Source organism: Paucibacter hankyongi (genome assembly GCF_037482915.1).
Taxonomy (GTDB): domain Bacteria; phylum Pseudomonadota; class Gammaproteobacteria; order Burkholderiales; family Burkholderiaceae_C; genus Paucibacter_A; species Paucibacter_A hankyongi.
This window is the reverse complement of record NZ_JBBHJX010000012.1, coordinates 1-22,391: the sequence shown is the minus strand read 5'-3', so window position 1 is coordinate 22,391 and position 22,391 is coordinate 1. Positions and strand designations below refer to the sequence as shown.

Genomic DNA, 22,391 nt, shown 5'->3' with positions numbered 1-22,391 from the left:
GATGCTGCGCATCAGTCAATATCTGCGCGAGGTGGCCCAGGCCGAGCGCAACGGCGAATACCCGGCGCCTACCCGCCGCCATCAGGCCCAGGGCCACGGCGGCCCGGTGGTGATCTGGAACCTGACCCGCCGCTGCAACCTGACCTGCAAGCATTGCTACGCGCTCTCGGCCGACCACGACTACCCCGGTGAGTTGAGCTTCGACGAGGTCTGCACCGCCATGGACGATCTGCGCGCCTACGGCGTGCCGGTGCTGATCCTGTCCGGCGGCGAGCCGCTGCTGCGACCCGACTTGTTCGAGATCGCCGCGCGCGCGCAGTCGCAGGGTTTCTACACCGCCCTCTCCACCAACGGCACCTTGATCGATGCGCCGATGGCGAGCCGCATTGCCGCACAAAATTTTGATTATGTCGGCATCAGCATCGACGGCACCCGCGATACCCACGACAAATTTCGCCGCCTCAGCGGCGCCTATGACGCCTCACTGAATGCGATTCGCCTGTTGCACCAGCGCGGCGTCAAGACCGGGCTGCGCTACACCTTCACGGACCTGAATGGCCAGGACTTCCCGGCCCTGTTGGAGCTGATGAAGACCGAGCAGGTCGACAAGTTTTACTTCTCGCACCTGAACTATGCCGGTCGCGGCAATATCCACCGCGGCCGCGATGCCCATTTCACCGCCACCCGCGAGGCCCTGGACCTGTTGTTCGAAACCGCCTGGGCCGACGCCCAGGCCGGCAGCAGCCGCGACTATGTGACCGGCAATAACGACGCCGACGCCGCCTATCTGCTGCGCTGGGTACAGCAACGTTTTCCGCAATGGGCGGCGCCACTGCAGGCCCGCCTAGTGGCATGGGGCGGCAATGCCTCGGGCGTCGGGGTGGCCAATATCGACAACCTCGGCGAGGTGCACCCGGACACGATGTGGTGGCACTACCCACTTGGCAACCTGCGCCAGCGGCCCTTCTCGGCGATCTGGAGCGACCGCAGCGATCCGCTGATGGACGGCCTGAAGACCCGGCCTCGCCCGGTCAAAGGGCGCTGTGCCGAGTGCGAGCATTTCGCGCTCTGCGGGGGCAACACCCGGGTGCGCGCGCAGCAGGTCAGCGGCGATCTGTGGGCCGAGGACCCCGGCTGCTATCTGGACGACGCCGAAATCGGCCTCTCCGCTGCCGCCTCGGCGCGTTTGAGCGCCGCGGGCCGCTTGCAGACCACGCCGTTCAGCCATCAGGCCCATGCCGCGAACACGAGCAAGAACAAGACCATTGCCATCCATAGCGCATGAAGCACCTCGACCTCTTCAATAGCGGCACATTCAAGCTGCTGACGCATCTTGGCCTGGCGGTCGGCCTGTTCTGGCTCGGCATCGACTTTGCACGGGCTGCAGACCCCTCCGCAGCGCCCGCCGCAGCACCGCCCATCAACGCGGCGCAACTGTTCCAGCAGCATTGCGCCACCTGCCACGGGGCGCAACGGCTCGGTTCGATGGGACCGGCCCTGCTGCCCGAAAGCCTGGAGCGGCTGCGCAAGCCCGAGGCCTTGAAGGTGATTCAACAAGGCCGCACCGCCACCCAGATGCCCGGTTTTGCGGCCAGCCTGAAGCCGGATGAGATCGACGCCCTGGCGGCCTTGATCTACAGCCCGGTGAGCCCCGCGCCGCAATGGAGCGAGGCCGATATGCGCGCCTCACGCAGCTTCGACGCCGGCAGCAAGAGCTGGCCGGCCAAGCCGCAGTGGAAGGCCGACCCGATGAATCTGTTCGTCGTCGTCGAGGGCGGCGACCACCACATCAGCCTGCTCGACGGTGACCGCTTCGAGCTCATCCATCGTTTCGCTTCGCGCTTTGCGCTGCATGGCGGACCAAAGTTCACGCCCGATGGCCGCTATGTCTATTTCGGCTCGCGAGACGGCTGGATCAGCAAGTTCGACCTGTGGAACTTGAAGATGGTGGCCGAGGTGCGGGCCGGCTTGAATATGCGCAATATCGCCGTCAGCGGCGACGGCAAGCTGGTGATGGCGGCCAACTACCTGCCGCACACGCTGGCCGTCTTTGATGCCGACCTGAACCCGATCAAGCAGATTGACGCCAACACCTTGGACGGCAAACAAAGCTCGCGCGTCTCGGCGGTCTACGACGCCAGCCCACGCCACAGCTTTGTGGTGGCCTTGAAGGACATTGCCGAGATCTGGGAAATCTCCTACGACCCCAAGGCCGAGCCTATTTACGACGGCCTGGTGCATGACTACCGCTTGCGCGAGGGCGTGGCCAAACCGGGCTACCTGAACCCGCGCCGGACCCCGCTGGCCGAGCCGCTGGATGACTTCTTCTTCGACCCAAGCTATGCCCATGTGCTGGGCGCCGCGCGGCCAAAAAGCAGCAGCAGCGCAGCCGGCGACGAAGGCAGCCCCGGCCTCGGTCAGGTGGTCAATCTGGATGTACGCCGGCGCATCGCCACCCTGCCCATCCCCGGCATGCCGCATCTGGGCTCGGGCATCACCTTTGACTGGCAGGGCCGCCGCGTATTGGCCAGTCCGAACTTGAAGGACGGTCTGATCAGCGTGATCGATCTGCAGACTTGGGCCGCGGTCAAAAACATCAGCACGCCGGGCCCCGGCTTCTTCATGCGCAGCCACTCGAAGAGCCGCTATGCCTGGACCGACTCGATGATGAGCCCGGCCGGGCGCGACACCCTGACCATCATCGACAAGCAGACGCTAGAGCCGGTGGCGCAGGTGCGCGAACCGGGCAAAACCTTGGCCCACATCGAATTCACCAAAGATGGCCGTTATGCGCTGGCCAGCCTGTGGGAGATGGACGGTGCGCTCATCGTCTACGACGCCAACACCTTCAAGGAAGTGAAGCGTCTGCCGATGAGCAAGCCGGTCGGCAAGTACAACGTCTGGAACAAGATCAGCCGCGAAGAAGGCACCTCGCACTGAGCTGTCCTGCCGACAAGGGCCAAAGCCTCAGCTCAAGCGCCTGCCGGACTGGATCGCGGCAAGCGCAGCTCCCAGACCGGGCCGCCATCGTCAATGCTGACATGCTGCGAAAAGCCGAAGCCCGCCGCGGCCAGGGCCTGCGCCGCCGGTTGGCCCGCCGGGCCGACCTGGCCGACGGCCGCTTGCGCCGCCTCGCTGAGGAAGGACAGGTAGACCGTCTGGCGCGGCAGCAGCGCCGCCAAATGGCTGCGCCAGGCCGCACCCAAGCGGTGGAGCGCCGCATCTGGGTCGCCGGCGTAAAAGTGCGCGCCCAGGCCTTGCCAGAACGGCGCCGCCCCCAGGGACTGCTGATCACGCGGCCCGGCCAATTCAACCATCAAGCGCGTCCCAAACTCGCCAGCGGCAGCTTCGATACGCAGCAAGGCGGCCGCGATCAAGCGTGCCAGCAAGGCTTGCTGGGTGGACGAATCAAGCCCCGGCGCGCAGGCCATGTCGGCCAATTCACTCTCGCCGGTGTGATCATTGCCGAGCAGCAGGGTTGACTGGGCGCGAAACAGACCTAACTCTGCCGCCGCATGCACCACACGCCCGAGGTGGAAGCTGTAGCGTGGCAAATCCAGCCCCAGGCGTGGCAGCAGACGCAGGCAGGCCAAGGGCCGATCGCTAAGCGGGTCGACCAGCATCAACCACTCGCTCGGGTCCTGCTGAGCGCCCTGGGCCGGCAAGGCCAGCGGCGCACCGGCCTGATTGCGCCAAGCCAGCAGTTCCGCAGCGTCATCCTGACGCCAGCCACGCAGCAACAGGCTGCCCGTGTCGATCGGGTCTTGCGCGCTCATGCCAAGCCTCCCTCATTCACCGCGGTCTCCAGCGGAGTCACCAGCAGGCTGCTCATGCCCGCGTCGGCTCGCCCGAGGCGGGCCAACACCTCATGCGCATTCGACACACTCGGCGCCAGCAGCGGCAACTCAGCCAGGGCAGCGCGAAAGCCCGCGCGCGCGCCTCCGGCCACGATGTGCCAAGCCAAAGGACCTTGCGCTTGAGCCAACGCCCGCTCCGCGGTCATAGGTTCCGTCACCAAGCTCAGGCGCCGCGCTTGCCGCACACTGCGCAACAAGCCCAGGCTGCCCTCCACCGTGGGGCCGCCATCGAAGATGTCGACATAGCTGTCGGCATCAAAGCCTTCGTCTTGAAGAATTGAAAACGGCAACTCACCGACCGGATGCAGCTGGCCAATGGCGAACTGCGCGGCCTCGGGCAGAAGCGGCACATAGATCGGTGAATGCGGCATCAGGTCGGCGATAAAGGCTTTGCTGCGCCCGCCGGTCACGCGTTCGGCCTGTGGGTAGTCCATATCAAAGAAGCGCCGGCCCACCGCGTCCCAAAACGGGCTTTGCCCTTCTTCATCGGCCAGGCCGGGGTTCTCGGCCGCGATGCGCTCATTGAAACGCTCGGCATATTGCATGATGAAGAGCAGCCGAGCCCGCGACAAGAGCTGCGGGGCCGGGCCGTGCGCGTACTCGGGGGCGATGAAGAACGAGGTCAGCAAGGTGTAACCCGTCAGGTCATGGCACAGATGCAAGGTGTGCATGCGCTGGCTGACGCCCAAGGCAGCGCTGGCGTGCACAACAAATTCATTGCGGTAGCTGTAGAAGCGGTCATGGAAACCGGCGCTGGCGGCAATGCCGCTGCTGCCCACCACCTCGGCGCGCGCCACATCCTCCAACACAAACAGATAGGTCTCCTCGCCGCTGGCATCGTCGGCGCTGCCGAAGGACTCGACCGAGCGCTCAATACGCTCGCGCAGCTTTTGGCTGTCGCTCGGCAAGGAACCGATGCCATGCGCAGAGGCCGCGGCAATTCGCTCGAGAGCCGGCAAATCGCCGGGCGCCACCGGGCGTAAAACGAGATCGTGAGGATGGGTCATGATGCGGCGGATTCTCCTGCGGGACGGCGCCAGGCGGCTGCGCGTTGGCTGCGCTCATCGCGCGGTGTCTTGTCGAAATGCGCCTTGTAGGCATTGGAAAAATGCGGCCCCGAGGAAAAGCCGCAGGACAGGCCAATCTGCAAAATCGACTGGCTGCTTTGCTGCAACAGCCGGCGCGCCCGGTTCAGGCGCAGCTCCAGGTAGTAGCGCGAAGGCAAGGCATCCAGATGCTGCTTGAACAAGCGCTCCAATTGGCGGCGCGAAACCCCCACCAGACGCGCCACCTCTTCGGTCGGCAAGGGTTCGGCCAGATTGGCTTCCATCAGGCTCAAAGCCTCCGCCAGCTTGGGGCTGCCGCCCACGGGTTCGCTGGAAGGACGGCGCTGGCGCTCATCGCGCCCACGCGGGCGCTCCACCCCGAGGCTGAGGGTCAGGTCTTGCGCCAGGCGTTCACCATGGCTACGCCCCAACCAGGCAATCAACAAGTCCAGGCTTGCGCTGCCGCCGGCACAGCTGAGCCGGGTGGCCGTCGCATTCATCTCCCAGACATTGCTGCTCCAGACCACCGCGGGGAAATCTTCCTGCAAGGCCTCCAGCAAATGGCCATCGACGGTGGCGCGCTCCTGGTTCAACAATCCGGCTGCGGCCAAGATCCCGCTGCCGCCGTCCACCCCGGCCAGCAGCACGCCTGACGCGGCTTGCTCAGTCAACCATTGCAGCAGCGCGGGCGATGCCTCGCTGCCCTCGCCCGCAAAGACAAACAAGATGTGCCAGCCCGAGCTGGCCAGCGCCGCATCGGCGGCCAGCGCCAGCGCACCGCAACGCACCGCCAGGCCGTCCGGGCTGAGCAGCGTGGAGGCATAGCGCGCCTCCCCCTGCAACTCCGAGGCCATTTGCAAGGCCTCCAGCACCCCGGCCAGCGGCAGCAAGCGGCTGCCGGGCAGGAGCAGCAGGCCACAAGGCCGCACAACAGGCGCAGGGATCGGCGCACCAATGGGAACACCCATGGGCACACCCATAGGCGCACCGATCGGCCCCGCCAGCGACGCCGGCGCCAAGGCCGCACCGGCCGCAGTGCTGGCTGCAGTGCTGGCTGCAGAGCCTGTGGCAGTGCCTGAGGAAGGGAGCATGCGATTCACCGCTGCACTTTAATGCAGCCGAACATGCTGCGCGCGGCTGTCCGGCTCACTGCCAGTTGATCAGGGAAGGAATGGCCAGCAAGGCCAGCGCCATCACCAGATACATCAGTTGCAGCGGCAGCATCCAACGCGCCCAGCGGGTCCAGGGAATGCCCGCCAGAGCCAGCACGCCAACGGTGATGCCCGAAGTCGGGATCACCGGCGTTGTCAGTTCCCCGAACTGAAAAGCCAGGATCGCGGTCTGCCGGCTCACACCCACCAGATCAGCCAGCGGCGCCATGATGGGCATGGTCAAGGCCGCTTGACCGGTGCCGGAATGGATGAAGAAATTGATCACCGACTGGATCAAGAACATCTTCTGCGCCGAGAAGATCGGGCTGCTGGACTCGACAAAGGGCACCAGCGCATTCAGCAAGGTGTCGATGATGTGGCCGTCTCGCATCAAGACCACGGTGGCCTTGGCCAGGGCAATCACCAAGGCGGTGCTCACCAGGTCCTTGGCGCCGGCCATAAAGCTGGCGACGAAGTCCTCGGCATTCAAGCGGCCGATCACCCCCACGACGATGGCCATCACCAAGAACAGGGCGGCAATCTCCTCGATGTACCAACCGAACTTCACCACACCGGTGATCATCACGCCGAGGGCGCCGACGAAGGCGGCCAACACCAGCTTGTGGGTGAACGTCATCCCGGCGAAGTTTTCGAAGTCCGCGGTATTGAGGTGTTTGCGCTTTTCCTCATCCATCTCAAAGCACGGACTCAGGCTGGGGCTGCGCTTGATGCGCGCGGCATACAGCATCAAAAATGCGATGGTGATGGCGGTGGCCAGCAACCAGCACACCAAGCGATAGCCAATGCCCGAGAACATCGGCACCCCGGCGATGCCCTGCGCCACGCCGACATTGAATGGATTCAAGAACGCAGTGGCGAAACCGATTTGCGAGCCCACAAAGGGAATCGCCACGCCGACGATGCTGTCGTACTTCAGCGCCAGCGCCAGCGGAATGAAGATCAGCACAAAGGGAATTGCTTCCTCGGCCATGCCGAAGGTGGCGCCGCCCAGCGAAAACAAGCTGACGAAGACCGGGATGATGGCCGCGCGCACCCAGGCCGAGCGCGTGTGCGCCTGGGCCACCGACTTGATCATGGCATCGATCGCCTCGGTCCGCTGCAGCACCGAGAAGGCGCCGCCGACGATCAAAACAAAGCCAATGATCAAGGCCGCTTCAACAAAGCCCTTGATCGGCGCCATCATCAAGGCCGCAAAGCCTTGCGGCTTGCTGGCGACGATGTGGAAGGAGTCGGCAATGATGACTTTTTTGCCGTCGACCAACTGCGTTTCATACTGACCGCCGGGGACCAGCCAGGTCGCCAAGGCAATCAGCGCCAGCAGGCTGAACAAGAGCACAAAGGTATTGGGGAATTTCAGTTTGAACATGGAACTGGGCTCAAGAACACTTCAGGCGTCACAAGGACAACAACTTGCCGCTGCGAAAGGCATGGCTTCCCGCCACCTTGCAAACGCGCATACCGGCGCTGACATAACGTCGACTGACCCTGGCAAACAAGCGCCCCCCGTAGCGGGCGATCAAGGGCGAGCGCTGGTCGGTCAAGGGGTCCACCACCTCGGCCACCTGTTCACCGGCGCAGACCTCGTCGCCCGGCGCCTTGAAGAACAGCAGCACACCGCTGTGCGGCGCGACCAGGGGTTCCGCACCTTCCAAGGGCGTGGGTTCGCACAAAGGCGTGGCCGACAAATCAAGCGGCGGTAAATCGAGGCCAGGACCTTCGGCGATATGGCCCTTGAGACGCAGAAACTGCAAGAGCGCCAGGGCGTCTTGCTGGGCCAGGCCCTCATCGACCTGCTGCTCGCCCCGCAATTCCACTGTGGCGGCAAAGCAGGCCAACGGAATGGGGCGCTCCGGGCCGAAGTGCTGGGCCAGCTCCCACCAGCTGCGCGAAACGGTTTCGTCAAAGGGGTAGTCGCCCGACTCCAGCGACACCAGCAGGGCCTGCGCGCCCAGCAACTGGGCCAAGGGGCGCGCCGCCTCCGCCAGCGGCGTGCCAACGTACACATGCATCACCGCCTGGGTATCGCAGTGCAGGTCCAGCACCAGATCCGCGTCCGTCGCCAGGGTCTGCAGCGTCAGCTTGAGCCGCTCGACTTCACTCAGTTCGGGCAAGGCCGCCCGCGCCCTCAATAGCGACAGACAGGCCTCTCGGACTCGCGCGGTGTTCTGCACCGGGTCCGCGCCAAGAACCGGCTCCAGCAGCGGGATCAGGGCCGCCGTCAGGTGTTGGTAGTTGCGGTTAAAGTTGATGCCGGTGGCCAGATCAAAGCGACCGCACAGCGTGCCCTGCATCTCCTGGGACAGGCCGACCGGATTGGCCATCGGCAGCAGCACGATCTCACCGGCGATCAAACCGGCCGCCTCAAGCCCTTGCAGCGCCGGGATCAGATGTTGGGCCACCAGCATCGGCGGCACCTCATCGGCGTGCAGCGAGGCTTGGATATAGGCCTTGCGGCCACTGCTGGCGTCGCCAAAGTGCAGGCTGCGCAACTGCCGCTGAGTGCCGGCGCTGGCCGGCTGGAGTGGATGAAGCACGGTACGCATGAGGAAGTCCAGTCATGACAAGCCGCATCTCTTGCCCGCAGGCCCAGAGATGGGAGGAAGATCGTTGTTGAATGCAGACTGGGCCGCGAGGCCGGGTCTACGGCAACGCCAGGCTCAGCGCGTCGGCGCCAGCGGGGTGTAAAACGGCCGCTTGATTTCGATGGGGCGCACATCCAGACGCATGCGCAAGACCGTGTAGTCCTCGCCACCTAGCGCCCCGCTGTACCAACCTCGGCTGCCCTCGCCTTTGTAGAGCCGGAACTCAAAGCCCAAATCGGGTTTGGCGTCGGCATTGGGGCTGCGCCCATTGAAAGCCACACCCAGCACTTCGGGGTAAGGACTGTCCAGCAACTGGCCCATGGCATTGACGATGGTGGTGTCGCCCAAGATGTCCATATAGAAGGGTTGATTGTGGTGAAAGGGTTTGAAGTCACTCGCGGCCGGGTTCACGACATGGCCGGCCAGCTTGGCAGCTGACGGCGTGGTCACCGCGGTTTTCAAGTTATGGCTGTCACCACGATCGAGATAGCTGAGCTGCACATTGCGGATATTGAAGGCCGCCTGCTTGGCGTCGCGGCTGGATTGACTCAGATCGACCAAGAGCACGCCCTTGCCGCCCAGCACCTGCAAATCATCGCCGCGCAGTACCGCGGCGCTGTTTTCCTCCACACCGATGCCGAGCTGATAGCCTTCGGCCTGCATCAGGGGCAACAACCGGCCGATGCGGCCCCGCTTGAGGAAATGCTGATCGACAAAGAGTTTGGAGCCCACAAAGCCCAGGCCACGGTCCACTTCTTTGCCGGGGCGCAGTTGGCCCTTCATCACCTGCAAGGCGTCTTGCGCATCGCGGAACATGGTGCTGCTCATGATGGCCGCCCCAGCGCTGGTGCCGGCCACCACACCGCCGCGCTGCAGCACCGACCAAATGGCCGTCAACATCGCAGTGGGCTGACCGCCGGGTTGCAAGGTGTCGACGATCAACTCCTGCGCGCCGCCCGAGAAAAACACACCCTGCGCGGCCGCCACCTTGCTCAACAGGGCGGGATCCGTCAGATTGGCCTGCAGGTCCACGCCCTTCAGGCGCGGCGCGACCGGAATGGCTTCGGCTTGAGCGCCTTGCGCATTCAGGGCCGCAATGATTTGCTCGGCGCTGCGCTCGGGATTGGCCGCGGCGGTCGCGAACACAGCGAAGCGTGCACCGGGACCGCCGGCTTCAGTCACGATGCGCTTCCAGACTTCGGTGTTGTCGTACTTGAGTGCGCCACCAATGATGATGACGGCGCCCGGCGCGGATGTCGTGGCCGTGGTCGTGGCCCAAACCGGGCTGGTCCCCAAGGCCATCACCAAGCCAAGCATCAATGAGCGGCGAAGAGTTTTGCTGAGAACAAACATGAGCTTCAGTTCTTGAAGAGGAGCGGGGAGCGGCTTTGGCGCTGACCTGGAAGTCGTGCCCGAAGCTAAGCAGCGAGCCCGCCATAAAGGGATGCAGCGAGTCTGGCAAAGCCGGCCGGGCTTGACCAGCGGGTAAGGCCCCAAAAAGGCCCGCCATGGACCCGCAGCGCAAGTGCATGTCGCAACGCTGCAAGCGCTGTTGGGCCTGTTCATCGGGGGTTTGCGATCAAGCGACACGGACTTGCGCAAAACGGACCGAGCCACCAAAACCCCATAGGCAAGTCATCAGGGGCGCTTCTAGAGTGATCACAAGCCGGACAAAAGGGGCAATGAAAAGTGTCTATCGACATCGACACCTTGTCCCTCTGGCCCGGCATTCCCAGACTTTTCACTCCCTCCCCAACTCCCAGCCAAGTAGGCCTCGCTATGACAAAACACCTTGCCTCCCGTCGCACGCCGGCGGATCGTTTCTTCAAAATGCAAAGCCTGAGCCAAGCGGCCTTGCTGCTGTTCGGTGCTCAGGCCCTGCAGGTGCAAGCGCAGGACGCCAAGCTGGAGCGGGTTGAAGTCACCGGCACCAGCATCAAGCGACTGGAAGGCGAAACCGCGCTGCCGGTGCAAACGCTGAAGCGCGGCGACATCGACAAGACCGGCGCCACCACCGCGGCCGAGATCATGAAGAGCATCAGCGGCAACGCCGCGGCCTTGACCGACGGCGCCAGCATCACCGACAGCAGCGGCGGGCAGCGCGGCATGAACGGCGCCAATTTGCGCGGCATCGGTGTTTCCAGCACCCTGGTGCTGTTGAATGGCCGACGCATGGCCAACTTTGCTTCGCCGGGCGACAACGCCGGCGTGGACCTGAACAACATCCCGGCCGGCGCGATCGAGCGGGTGGAAATTTTGAAAGACGGCGCCTCGGCCATCTATGGCACCGACGCCATCGGCGGCGTGGTCAACTTCATCACTCGCAAGGACTACCGCGGCGCCGACATCAATGTCTACGCCGCACGCACGCAAGAAGGTGGCGCCGAGAAGACGGCCGCTTCGGTAGGCGGCGGCTTTGGTGATTTGAGCCAGGACCGTTTCAATGTGTTTGGCGTGCTGGATGCGCAAAAGCTCGGTGGCCTGCGGTCGACAGAACGCGACTTCCTGAAGGAACGCCCACTGGCCAGCACCCTGCCCTTCTATATGTCCAGCCGCACCTTCCCCGGCAATATCCGACTGGCCAGCAAGTCGGCCGCTCGCAAGGTGCAGTTGGATGCGCTCAACGCGGCGGGCTTCAGCATCAATGGCAAGCCCTTCAGCCAGCGCACCATCAATCTGTACGCCCCGGCGTGCAATCCACCGGCCACGGTTTACGCCCCGGACAATTTGAGCGAGGCCTGTAGCTTTGACTATATGCAGGACACCGAGCTGTACCCCGAGTCGGACAAACTCGCCTTCCTGGGCCGCGGCGTCTTCCAACTGAACAACACAACGCAGCTGTTCGCCGAGGTGCTGAAGAGCAAGACGCAGACACGCTATGTGGCCAGCCCGAACCCGATCGAAGTGACCGCCGTTCCGACCGCCGTCATCAACCCCTTCTTGCCCAAGCCGCTGCCCTTTGGCGGCACGGTGGACGTACGCCAGCGCGTCACCGAAGGCGGCAATCGCACCAATGAGGTCAGCAGCGATGCCGAGCGCATCGTGGCCGGCATCAGCGGCGTGCTGGGCAGCTGGGACTATGACGTGGCGCTGAACCGCGCCGTCAACCGCAGCACCGACGCTTTGAAGGATGGTTATTTCTTGTACGACAAATTCGTCGACGGCGTGCGCACCGGCAAGATCAATCCCTTTGGCACTTCGCCTCAGGCCGGTAAAGACCTGCTCGCCAGCATAGGGGTGCAAGACGAAGCGCGCGCATCCAAAGGCACCACCACCTCGGTGGATGCCAAGTTCAGCGGCGAGTTGATGCAACTGGCCGGTGGCGCTCTCGGTGCCGCGTTCGGCGCGGAGTTCCGCCGCGAGGAAACCCAGTTCACTCCGTCGGCCCTGCTCTTGAGCAACAACATCCAGGGCGACCGCAGCTCGCGCGGTGACTCACCTCCGGCCAGCAAAAACAGCCGCAATGTGGCCGCCGTCTATGGCGAGTTGAACGCGCCCTTCAGCAAAGAATTGGAGATGCAACTGGCCGCCCGCTATGACAACTACAGCGGCGTCGGCAGCACCTTCAACCCCAAGCTGGGCCTGCGCTGGCAGCCGAGCAAGGCCGTGATGCTGCGCGGCTCGGCGGGCACCGGCTTCCGCGCGCCTTCGATCAATGAGCTGACCCGCCCGACCTCGTTCGGCTCCAGCTCGGCCTTCTTGACCGACCCCGGCTGTGTGGCCCAAGGCTTCTCGATTGCAGACTGCACGGACCAATGGCGAGTTGAGCGCCGCAGCAACCCGAACCTGAAGCCCGAGAAATCAAAGCAGTTCTCCTTCGGTCTGGTGCTGGAGCCAACACGCGAGATGAGCGCCAGCATCGACTACTGGGCGATCACCAAGACCGATGTGATCAGCGATCTGTCCGAACAGGTGATCTTGGGCAATTTGGCCAAGTACGAGAAGAACTATGTCAAGCGCGATGAGTTCGGCGAGTTCATCGACACGATTCTGCTGAAGAAGGAGAACCAGGGCGAGCTGCGTACCTCGGGGCTGGATGTGGACTTCAGCGTCCGGATGCAAGCGGGCGAGTGGGGTCGCTTCACCGCCAACGTCAACGGCACCTATGTGCTGAAGTACGAGCGCCAGTTCGGCGCGGGCGAGCCCTTCATGAACAACGCCGGTCAATTTCTCAGCGACCAGGTGATTCAGAAATGGCGCCATCGCCTGTCGCTGGACTGGGACATGGGCCCGGTCGGACTGACCTTGGGCAACACCTACTACTCGGGTTACCGCGATCACAACACCGCTTTCAACCCGAACACCAATCAGCTGCTGCCCGAGCGCAACGTCAGCAGCTATTCGCTGTGGGACCTGTCGGGCTCTTGGAAGATCAGCCAGGCGATGAAGCTGCGTGCCGGCGTGCAGAACCTGTTGAACACGCAACCACCGTTCTCCAACCAGGGCTACTTCTTCCTGGCCACCTATGACCCGACCTATACGGATCCACGTGGCCGAACTTTCTACGCCAGCCTGAGCTACTCGTTCCGCTAAGACAGTTAAGGCAGTTAAGGCAATGTGGCCCCGGTGCTTACACCGGGGCTACACAGGCCCGCAGGCTATTTGCTGCTGTCGCGTTCCAAGACGGGACTGGCCCGCCCCGGTCCCGGCCAAGCGCTGTAGATCGGGTTGGGCATGCGCACCGGTGTGATGTCGAGGTAGACATTGATCACGGTGTAGTCCTCGGGGCCGTTCTCATCGGTGCTCCAGCCATAGGTGCCCTTGCCCTTGTAGATGCGGAACAAAAATCCCAGCTCGGCGACCGGGTCACCGGGCTTGGGTGCCACATCGAAGGTCAGCCCGCGCACCTCAGCCAAGGGGCTGTCGATCAGGTAGTTCATCGAGTTGGAGATGGTCGTATCGCCCAACATATCGAGATGGAACAGGGGCTCGGTGTAATAGGGCTTGTAGTCGGGTGAGCTGGGATCCAGCTTTTCGCCACGCAGCTTGACGGCCGAAGGCATGGTCAGCCGAGTCTTCAGGTTATAGCGATCGCCGTGATCCAGATAGTTCAAACGCGCCTGGGTCAGATTGAAGGCCCCCAGCGTCGGATCGGTCTTCACATCATTCAAGTCCACCAGCATGGCGCCCTTGCCCCCGATGACCTCCACCTCATCGCCATGGATGACGGCAGCTGAATTCTCATCCACGCCCAAGCCCAGCTTGTAGCCCTTGGCCATCATCAGAGGAATCATGCGGCCGAAGCGGCCCCGCTTCAGGAAATGTTGATCGACAAAGAGATCGGGGCCCACAAAGCCAAGGCCGCGGTCAATCTGCTTACCCTCGACCCACTTGCCCTTCATGATGTTGATGACGCTGGGCGCATCGCGGAACATCACCGTGCTCATGATGGCCGCCCCGGCCGACGTACCCGCCACCACGCCGCCCTTGCGGTAAACGTCCCAGATCGCCTCCAACATGGGCGTCGGATGGCCGCCGGGCATCAAGACATCGACAATGCGCTCCTGCGAGCCGCCGGTGAAAAACACCCCGCGGGCATTCTTGACCTTGTTGATCAGGGCCGGGTCGCGCACCACCTTGTTCAGGTCCACCCAACCAAACTTGGGCGCCACCGGCAAGGCCTCGGCGACCGCACCGCGTCGATGCAGCATTTCAATCGCCTGCTTGGCGCTCGCTTCCGGGTCCTCGGAGGCCGTGCCGAAGACCACAAAGCGGGCACCCTTGCCGCCGGCCAATGACACGATGCGCCCCCAGACTTCATCGTTGTCGGCCTTCAACGCTCCGCCGATAGGCACCGCGTAGCCACGCAGCACCGGATCGCCCTTGGGCGCTTCGGCCTTCGCTGGGGCGATCAGATTCGGCGACGGTGGATGTGCGGCTTGAGGCGTGGCGGCCTTGGTCGCCGCAGAGCTTGGCGATGGCGCCGGTGTGGCGGCATGCGGCTGCGCCGTGGCCGGATTGCGAGCCGAGGGCACGCTGGTCTGTGCCTGACTGTGGAGGCTCAACAAGATCAGGGCACCGGCGCCCAGCGCCCGCGAGAAAGTGGGCCAGGTGCTGCAAGTGATAGTCGGCAAGATGGGCATGGTCTCAAGGTTCAGGTGAACTCGCTCCGCCTGCGGATGCGAGACGGCTGAATTGATGGTAGCCCAGCGCGCCGCCAGCGCTCCCCCCCACAAGGGTGATTCAACGCAATGAAGGCCTTGGGCCCCATGACAGCGTGTCATAAAGACCTAACGGCAAGTTGCGCGGATGCGACTTTGCGCGTAAACCCTCAACGATTCCGGCAACTCGTCTTCCTAGACTGATCCGATTGGACGCAATATTTGCGTCGATACCGCTTGAAATGTCATCCATCTTGAGCGACCGGCATGCGCCACCACAGGGAGAAAATCATGAAAGCAGTTCGACAACAAACAGCCTGGGCCTCCATCAGCAAGGGTCAGGTCTTGCGCCACTCTGCGCAGGCTGTGCAAGTCTTGCTGCTGGGCATGGCCGCCTTGCCGGGCTTGGCGCAAGAAACAGAGCCTGCGGCCAAAAAGCTTGAGCGGGTCGAAATCACCGGCTCGGCCATCAAGCGACTCGACAACGAAACTGCCCTGCCGGTGCAGGTCATCACGCGCGCCGAGATCGTCAAGCAAGGACTGACCACCGCGGCCGAGATCGTGGGCCGCATCAGCGCCGCCACCAACAATATGACCGACGGCGGCAGCATCGCCTACGGTGGCTTCCGCGACCAAATGGGCATGAATGGCGCGAACCTGCGCGGCATCGGGGTGTCCAGCACCTTGGTGCTTTTGAACGGCCGGCGCATGGCCAACTTTGCTTCGCCGGGCGACTCTTCCGGCGTGGACTTGAACAGCATCCCGGCCGCGGCGATACAGCGCGTCGAAATTTTGCTTGATGGCGCCTCGGCCATCTACGGCAGCGACGCCATCGGCGGCGTGATCAACTTCATCACCCGCAAGGACTTCTCTGGCGTCGAACTCAATGCCAGCGTTGGCAACACCAGTGAAGGCGGCGCCGGCAAACAGACGGCCTCGGTCAGTGGCGGCTTCGGCGATTTCGAACGCCATGGCTTCAACCTCTTCGGTGTGCTGGACTTCCAAAAGACCAGCAGCATGAATGCCAAGCAGCGCAAGTTCATCACCGACCTGGACATTCCAGGCCGCCTGCCCGACCTGCTGTCCAGCGCGTCCTTTCCCGGCAATATGAAGCTCAGCAGCAGCCAGCGCGATGCCTTGATCGCGGATGGCTTCTCCAGCAATGGCAAAACGGTGATTGACAGCAAGACCATCAATCCGGCTGCGGCCAAGGGTTGCAACCCGCCGGCGTCGCTGTACTTGCCCGACGGCATTGGTGGCGTGGACGGCTGCACCTACGACTACATGCGCGACATCGAGCTCTACCCCAAGTCAGACAAGACCAGCTTGTTCGGCCGCGGCGTACTCAATTTGGGGGCCGGCCATCAGCTCTTTGGCGAAGCCGCGCTGAGCCGCTCGCGCACCTTGTTCTCCGGCACACCAAATCGGGTGGATGCGGACATTGATGTAGCCAGAATCGCCAGCTTGGCCGGAACCAGCCTGAGCAAGCTCGACGCGGACAACGAAGACCGACTGATCACCGTGCGCACCCGACTCGGCGAAGCCGGGCTGCGCACCAGCGAGCTGATTGCCGACAACCAACGCTATGTTGTCGGCCTCACCGGCACGCTGGCGAAATGGGACTATGAGCTGGCCTACAACCACAGCATCAGCAGCGTGTCCGACCGCGATCATCAAGGTTATCTGAACGAAAAGATGATTCTCGACGGCTTCGCGAACGGCACGCTCAACCCCTTTGGCCCCTCCAGTGCTGCCGGCCTGGCCTTGTACGACAAGGCCCAAATCCGGGGTGAAGTGCGCCGCGCCGAGGGCACCATGGACAGCGTGGACTTCAAGGCCTCGCGCGCCTTGTGGACGCTTGCCGGGGGCGACCTAGCGCTGGCCCTTGGCGGGGAATTTCGACGCGAAAAACAGAACTACCACCAGTCCGAGGCCTTGGCCCAAGACCTGATCCTGGGAGAAACCTCGCAAGGCCCGGATGCCGATTTCGGCCATTCGCGCAAGGTTGCCGCCGCCTTCGCCGAAATCAGCGCGCCCATCACCAAAGAATTGGAGTTGCAGGCCGCCTTGCGCTATGAGCGCTACCAGGTCACCGGCAGCGCAACCAGCCCCAAGGTGGGCCTGAAGTATGTGCCGATGAAAGAACTGCTGCTGCGCGCCTCGGCGGGCACGGGCTTTCGTGCGCCCAGCCTGTCGGACCTGTACCGCCCGGTCACGCAAGGTACCGCGGCCACCTTGGTGGACCCGGTGTGCATGGCCGCCGACCCCACCAACACGGTCACCGATTGCTCGGACACCTGGGCAACATTCAACTTCAGCAACCCCAAGCTCAAGCCGGAGCGTTCCAGCCAGTTCTCCTTGGGCGCGGTCCTTGAGGCCCGCCCCGGCATGACCTTCAGCCTGGACTATTGGAATATTGAAAAGCGCGATCTGATCAGCACCCTGGGCGTGGACTCCATCCTGGCCAACCTGGACAAGTACGGCCAACTGGTTCATCGCAACGAGGACAACGAAATCGATCACATCGACTTGGTGAAAGAAAACCGCGGACGGCTGCGAATTTCTGGCCTCGATTTGGGTGCGTCGATCTCGGGCTTGAAGACCGCCATCGGCAGCTTCGGCCTGCGCTTGAATGGCACCTTGACCCTGAACTCCGAGCAACAGACCGGCAATGACGATCCGTTCTACAGCAATCTCGGCCACTTTGTGAACGACGGCGTGGTGCAACGCTGGCGCCACACCATGAGCTTGGACTGGGAGCAAGGGGCTTGGGCCGCCTCGCTGACCAACAGCTATCTGTCGGGCTACACGGATCAGACCATCGTCGGCAAGGTCGATCGCCGGGTGGGTCAGTATTCGCTGTGGGACTTGACGGCCAGTTGGTCGGTCAACTCGGCATTGACGCTGCGCGCGGGGGTGAAGAATATGTTCAACACCGCCCCGCCGTTCTCGCAGCAGGCCTGGTTCTTCCTGTCGGGCTACGACCCCAGCTACACCGACCCACGTGGCCGCTTTGCCTATCTCAGTGCGCAGTATCAATTCCGCTGATCAGCGCGAGCGCCGCCGGGTTCTGGCCTGGCTGAGCGCCAGCCTATTGAGCCAATTGGCAGCTGCGGCGGGCTTGGCAACCGTTGCGACCGCCAATGCGGCGGAGTCCGGCGACTTGCCTGACTTGATTGGCCGACTGACCGAGTCGGTCCCGTCGTTGCTGCGAGACCTACACGTCCCCGGTGCCGCCCTGGCCTTGCTGCAGCACGGCCAGGTAGTTTGGCACGGGCAATTCGGCCTCCGCGAGGCCGGCGGCGACCAGGCAATAGGACCCGATACGGTCTTTGAAGCGGCCTCGATGAGCAAGCCGTTGTTCGCCTATCTGGTCCTGCAGCAAGTGCAGGCCGGCCGACTCGAACTAGACCGGCCGGTGCTGCAATACCTTCCCCAGGAACGTTTCAAGCCCCGGCAAAGTTGGCAGGGGCTGATCACTGCCCGCATGCTGCTGACGCATCGTTCGGGCCTGCCCAACTGGCGCAGCGCCGCGGATGAAAAGACTCACTCGTTACGCATCGGCAGCAAGCCGGGTCAGGCCTTCAACTATTCGGGGGAGGGCTACTTCTATTTGCAGCGGGTGCTAGAACACATCACCGGCCAAGCCTTGCAAGACTTGGCGGAACGGATGCTCTTCAGCCCGCTGGGCATGCGCCACAGCGCCTTTCAATGGACGCCGGATCTGGACGAATTGAGGGCGCGCGGCCACAACGACCGGGTTCAGGTCTTGCCGCGCCAAGACTACCGCGCGGCCAATGCTGCGTACACGCTCTACACCACCGCCGCCGACTACGCGCTCTTTTTGGCCGAGATCTTGAACCCAGACCGCAGTGGTGCCCAGTCCTTGCAAGCGCCAGCCTTGCGGGCGATGCTCGCTCACGCCACGCCCGCTACCGACCGCGAGCCACTTGACCGGCCCGGCTTGGCCAAAGGGCTGGCGGTGTTTTGGGGCCTCGGATGGGCCATCAACACAAGTGCGCAGGGCGATATCGCCTATCACACCGGCACCAACAGCACCGGCTTTCGCAACTACTGCCAGTTCTCGCCCAGCAGGGGCAGCGGCTTCGTGCTGATGAGCAATGGACTCAATGGCAAGCAACTCTGGATGCGGCTGATGGCCCTACTGGGCGACCGTTAAGCGGCTGCAAGAGTCGCTCAAGCATCGATGCCCAATTCGGCGGCCATGCGCTGCACCAGTGCCTTCAACGCCTCCAACTCGGTATTCATGCGCTGCTGCTCGGCACGCAAGAAGGCCAGCTCATCGTCACGCGGCATGGCGCTGGCAACACTCTCTTGCAGCACCTCCCCGCACAAAAGATGGGCCCAGCGTGACTCGCGCGCACCCGGTGCCCGGGCGAGCTTGGTGACGAAAGCCGGCCGCCGGTCGTTCGCCTGCGCCAATTCATCAAGAAAGCCTTCCACCGAAGACAGGTCCGCAAAGCGATGCAAGCGTTCGGTGTTCATGCGCAGTTCGGCCGTGGTCTGTGGCCCGCGCAGCATCAGCAAGGTCAGAATTGCCAAGCCGGCGCCGGGTACGCCCAAACCACGGGCGGCATTGTGCTCAAAGCGCACCACCCGGCTGCCGCTGACGGTGTTGATCAGGTGCATGGCCTTGAGCTCATCCAGCGCCGACAAGACATCGGATTCGCTCGCGTTCATGACCGGGTCCCGCGCAGTCTTTTGGTTACAGCCCAGAGTCAGGGCATTCAAGGACAGGGGATAACTGTCAGGGACCGTGGATTCCTTTTCCACCAACACGGCCAACACACGCGCTTCCAGCGCCGTCAAAGTACGCTGCGTCATCGTCCTTACACCCCAAATCCGTCATCGGCCTGAATCACCGCGCCATTGATGAAATGACTTTCGTTGGCACACAGCATCAGCAAAGAAGTATCCAGATCCTGCGGTTGCCCCAGGCGTTTCCGCGGCAGCAAGTCGACCAATTTACGGCCCTGCTCGGTGGACCAGTGGTGATGGTTGATTTCGGTGTCGATATAGCCGGGGCAGATCGCGTTGACGTTGATGCCGTACTTGCCCCATTCCAGCGCCATCGCACGTGTCATGTGAATGACCGAGGCCTTGCTCATCGAGTAGACGCCTATTTGGCTCAGCACCCGCAAGCCAGCCATGGACGCAATATTGACGATTCGGCCGCCAATAAAGGTGCCCGGCGCAGATCCACTGGCACGCCCCAACATACGTTTGCCGACTTCTTGCGCGACGAAGAAGGCGCCGCGAACATTGGTGTCCATCACGAAGTCGTAGTCATCCGCCGTCACCTCGGTGAGCTTTTGCGTCCGACTAACGCCGGAATTATTGATGAGGATGTCGATCGTGCCGACCTCGGTCTCGGCATGCGCCACGGCCGATTTGATGCTGTCCAGATCGGTCACATCCAATGCCACCACATGGGCGTCACCGCCCTTACCTTCAATCTCGCTGCGCAGCGTCTTCAAGCGCTCAATCCGGCGCCCTGCCAACACCACGCAAGCACCGGCTTGTGCCAAGGTCTTGGCGAATTGCGCACCTAGGCCGCTGGACGCGCCCGTCACCAGAGCCACTCGGCCCGACAAATCAATGCTGTAACTCATGATCTAGCCCCTCTGAAAGCTGCCGGGAAGATTAGCACGCTGATCCTGCGACTCGAGCAATGACCAAGCCGATCACCGCGCCATTTATCGAACCAATGACCTATGCGAACAGCCAGGCAAACGCACTTACGCAGGCTTGCCGCTGCGGGTACTTAGACTGATCTCCCCAAGCAGAAAAGCACGATCGTTCGTTTTTCAAATGACACCAGTAGAATGCGCCCCAACTCTTCATCAGCGGGCCCCGAAAAGCCCGCGGAAAACAAGCCTAAAGGATGCCCATGACCAGCGCTGAACTGATCGCTCAATACGGCCCACGCGAAAGCATGGAATACGACGTGGTGGTAGTGGGCGCGGGCCCCGGCGGCCTGTCCACGGCGATTCGGCTCAAGCAACTGGCGGCCGAGAAAGGTCATGAGATCTCCGTCGTGGTGCTGGAAAAGGGCTCTGAGCCTGGCGCCCACATCCTCTCGGGGGCGGTGATGGACCCACGAGCCCTGACCGAATTGCTGCCGAACTGGCGCGAATTGGGCGCGCCACTGAACCAAGCAGTGAGCGCCGACGAGGTGCTGTTCCTGAGCGAAACCGGCGCCAACAGCACACCACAGTGGCTCATCCCCGATTGCTTCCACAACCATGGCAACTATGTTGTCTCGCTGGGCGCCGTGACCAAGTGGCTTGGCGAACAAGCCGAGGCCATGGGCGTCGAGATCTTCCCTGGCTTCAGCGCCGCCGAGGTCGTCTATGGTGACGATGGTTCGGTGCGCGGCGTGGCGACCGGCAATCTGGGTGTGAGCAAGGAAGGCGAACCCCATGAGGGCTTCCAACTGGGCATGGAATTGCTCGGCAAATACACGGTTTTCGCCGAAGGCGCGCGAGGCCATCTAGGCAAGCAATTGATCGCCAAATTCCAGCTCGACGCGGGCCGTGATCCGCAGAGTTATGCCATCGGCATCAAGGAGTTGTGGGAAGTCCCCGCCGACAAGGCCAAGCCCGGGCTGGTCGTCCACACCGCCGGCTGGCCCATGGACGGCGACACCTATGGCGGAGGCTTCCTCTATCACCTAGAGGACAACAAGGTCACGCTCGGCTATGTCGTCGGCTTGGACTACAAGAACCCCTGGCTGAGTCCTTTTGAAGAGATGCAGCGCTGGAAGACACACCCGAACATCCGAGCCCACCTGGAAGGCGGCAAGCGTCTGGGCTATGGCGCACGCGCCATCACCGCGGGAGGCCTGCTCTCCTTGCCGAAAACAGTCTTCCCAGGCGGCGCCCTGGTCGGCTGTGATGCGGGCTATCTGAATGCAGCTCGCATCAAGGGTAGCCACGCGGCCGTCAAGACCGGCATGTTGGCCGCTGAAGCCGCTTTTGAGGCGCTGGCTGCAGGTCGTCAACACGATGAGCTGAGCGCCTATCCCGCGGCCTTTGAGCAAAGCTGGTTGCACGCTGAATTGAACCGTTCTCGCAACTTCAAACAATGGTTCAAGAAGGGCAATGCCGTCGGTACCCTGATGACCGGTATCGAGCAATGGCTGCTGCCCAAGCTAGGCATCCAGAGCCCGCCGTGGACCATTCATCGCCCACTACCGGACCATCTCTACCTGAAACCCGCGGCCGAGTGCAGCAAGATCGACTATCCAAAACCAGACGGCAAGCTGACCTTTGATCGCCTCTCATCGGTCTTCGTCTCGAACACCAACCACGAAGAGAACCAACCGGCCCATCTAACCTTGAAAAACGCCGAGGTTCCGGTGGCCGTCAATCTTGCTAAATTCGCCGGCCCAGAGAGTCGCTACTGCCCGGCCGGTGTCTATGAGTTCATCAAGACCGACGCCGGCCAAGACAAATTACAAATCAACGCGCAAAACTGCGTGCACTGCAAAACCTGCGATATCAAAGACCCAACCCAGAACATCGTCTGGGTCACCCCCGAAGGTGGAGGTGGGCCGAATTACGCGGGGATGTAAAGCTGGGATAAGCCCAAAAACTAGGCCAGAATAAAT

General features: G+C 62.9%; 16 protein-coding genes. 7 read left to right on the top strand and 9 right to left on the bottom strand.

Annotated elements, in window-relative coordinates:
- The first annotated feature begins 1 nt into the window (after position 1).
- Positions 2 to 1,285, top strand: coding sequence for a heme d1 biosynthesis radical SAM protein NirJ (gene nirJ / locus WG899_RS16320; RefSeq protein WP_339596719.1), 1,284 nt, complete (start codon positions 2 to 4; stop codon positions 1,283 to 1,285).
- Complete coding sequence (locus tag WG899_RS16315) at positions 1,282 to 2,940, top strand: cytochrome D1 domain-containing protein (protein ID WP_339596718.1); 1,659 nt, start codon at positions 1,282 to 1,284, stop codon at positions 2,938 to 2,940. The genes nirJ and WG899_RS16315 overlap by 4 nt, the downstream gene beginning before the upstream one ends.
- Positions 2,941 to 2,972: 32 nt before the next feature.
- On the opposite strand, the gene WG899_RS16310 is transcribed toward WG899_RS16315, so the two are convergent.
- From WG899_RS16310 to WG899_RS16300, 3 genes are read right to left on the bottom strand one after another with little or no spacing between them, the layout of a single operon-like run.
- Positions 2,973 to 3,776, bottom strand: coding sequence for an arginine N-succinyltransferase (locus WG899_RS16310; RefSeq protein ID WP_339596717.1), 804 nt, complete (start codon positions 3,774 to 3,776; stop codon positions 2,973 to 2,975).
- Positions 3,773 to 4,864: an arginine N-succinyltransferase gene (gene astA / locus WG899_RS16305; protein WP_339596716.1), complete on the bottom strand. Its 1,092-nt coding sequence runs from the start codon at positions 4,862 to 4,864 to the stop codon at positions 3,773 to 3,775. Before astA ends, WG899_RS16310 begins: the two co-directional genes overlap by 4 nt.
- Positions 4,861 to 5,871, bottom strand: a complete 1,011-nt coding sequence (locus WG899_RS16300; protein ID WP_339596715.1) for a GlxA family transcriptional regulator — start codon at positions 5,869 to 5,871, stop codon at positions 4,861 to 4,863. The genes astA and WG899_RS16300 overlap by 4 nt, the downstream gene beginning before the upstream one ends.
- Between WG899_RS16300 and WG899_RS16295 the strand changes: the two genes are divergently transcribed.
- Positions 5,870 to 6,016 carry a hypothetical protein gene (locus tag WG899_RS16295; RefSeq protein WP_339596714.1) on the top strand — a complete coding sequence of 49 codons (147 nt, stop codon included), beginning with the start codon at positions 5,870 to 5,872 and terminating at the stop codon, positions 6,014 to 6,016. The genes WG899_RS16300 and WG899_RS16295 overlap by 2 nt on opposite strands.
- Before the next feature lie 33 nt (positions 6,017 to 6,049).
- Here the strand turns inward: WG899_RS16295 and WG899_RS16290 are convergent, their stop codons facing one another.
- The 3 genes from WG899_RS16290 to WG899_RS16280 form a co-directional block, all read right to left on the bottom strand.
- Positions 6,050 to 7,441 carry a YfcC family protein gene (locus tag WG899_RS16290; protein WP_339596713.1) on the bottom strand — a complete coding sequence of 464 codons (1,392 nt, stop codon included), beginning with the start codon at positions 7,439 to 7,441 and terminating at the stop codon, positions 6,050 to 6,052.
- 28 nt (positions 7,442 to 7,469) lie between these two features.
- Positions 7,470 to 8,618: a succinylglutamate desuccinylase/aspartoacylase family protein gene (locus WG899_RS16285; RefSeq protein ID WP_339596712.1), complete on the bottom strand. Its 1,149-nt coding sequence runs from the start codon at positions 8,616 to 8,618 to the stop codon at positions 7,470 to 7,472.
- 114 nt (positions 8,619 to 8,732) lie between these two features.
- Entirely contained in the window at positions 8,733 to 10,010 is a 1,278-nt protein-coding gene (locus WG899_RS16280; protein ID WP_339596711.1) for a cyanophycinase, read from the bottom strand.
- Between the two features lie 426 nt (positions 10,011 to 10,436).
- Here WG899_RS16280 and WG899_RS16275 point away from each other — a divergent pair, with 426 nt between their 5' ends.
- Positions 10,437 to 13,190 carry a TonB-dependent receptor gene (locus WG899_RS16275; protein WP_339596710.1) on the top strand — a complete coding sequence of 918 codons (2,754 nt, stop codon included), beginning with the start codon at positions 10,437 to 10,439 and terminating at the stop codon, positions 13,188 to 13,190.
- A 65-nt stretch (positions 13,191 to 13,255) separates the two neighbouring features.
- Here WG899_RS16275 and WG899_RS16270 read toward each other — a convergent pair whose 3' ends face one another.
- A complete protein-coding gene (locus WG899_RS16270; RefSeq protein ID WP_339596709.1) occupies positions 13,256 to 14,731 on the bottom strand; it encodes a cyanophycinase in 1,476 nt (491 codons plus the stop codon).
- 318 nt (positions 14,732 to 15,049) lie between these two features.
- Between WG899_RS16270 and WG899_RS16265 the strand changes: the two genes are divergently transcribed.
- Complete coding sequence (locus tag WG899_RS16265) at positions 15,050 to 17,806, top strand: TonB-dependent receptor (RefSeq protein WP_339596708.1); 2,757 nt, start codon at positions 15,050 to 15,052, stop codon at positions 17,804 to 17,806.
- Positions 17,763 to 18,938, top strand: a complete 1,176-nt coding sequence (locus WG899_RS16260) for a serine hydrolase domain-containing protein (RefSeq protein ID WP_339596707.1) — start codon at positions 17,763 to 17,765, stop codon at positions 18,936 to 18,938. The genes WG899_RS16265 and WG899_RS16260 overlap by 44 nt, the downstream gene beginning before the upstream one ends.
- A gap of 17 nt (positions 18,939 to 18,955) precedes the next feature.
- Here WG899_RS16260 and WG899_RS16255 read toward each other — a convergent pair whose 3' ends face one another.
- Together WG899_RS16255 and WG899_RS16250 are read right to left on the bottom strand one after the other, a co-directional pair.
- Positions 18,956 to 19,603, bottom strand: coding sequence for a YceH family protein (locus WG899_RS16255; RefSeq protein ID WP_339596706.1), 648 nt, complete (start codon positions 19,601 to 19,603; stop codon positions 18,956 to 18,958).
- A gap of 5 nt (positions 19,604 to 19,608) precedes the next feature.
- On the bottom strand, positions 19,609 to 20,391 hold the full coding sequence (locus tag WG899_RS16250) for an SDR family oxidoreductase (protein ID WP_339596705.1): 783 nt from the start codon (positions 20,389 to 20,391) through the stop codon (positions 19,609 to 19,611).
- Between the two features lie 278 nt (positions 20,392 to 20,669).
- Here WG899_RS16250 and WG899_RS16245 point away from each other — a divergent pair, with 278 nt between their 5' ends.
- The gene (locus WG899_RS16245; RefSeq protein ID WP_339596704.1) at positions 20,670 to 22,355 is read left to right on the top strand and encodes an electron transfer flavoprotein-ubiquinone oxidoreductase; all 1,686 of its coding nucleotides are present in this window, start codon (positions 20,670 to 20,672) and stop codon (positions 22,353 to 22,355) included.
- The last annotated feature ends 36 nt before the right edge of the window (positions 22,356 to 22,391 follow it).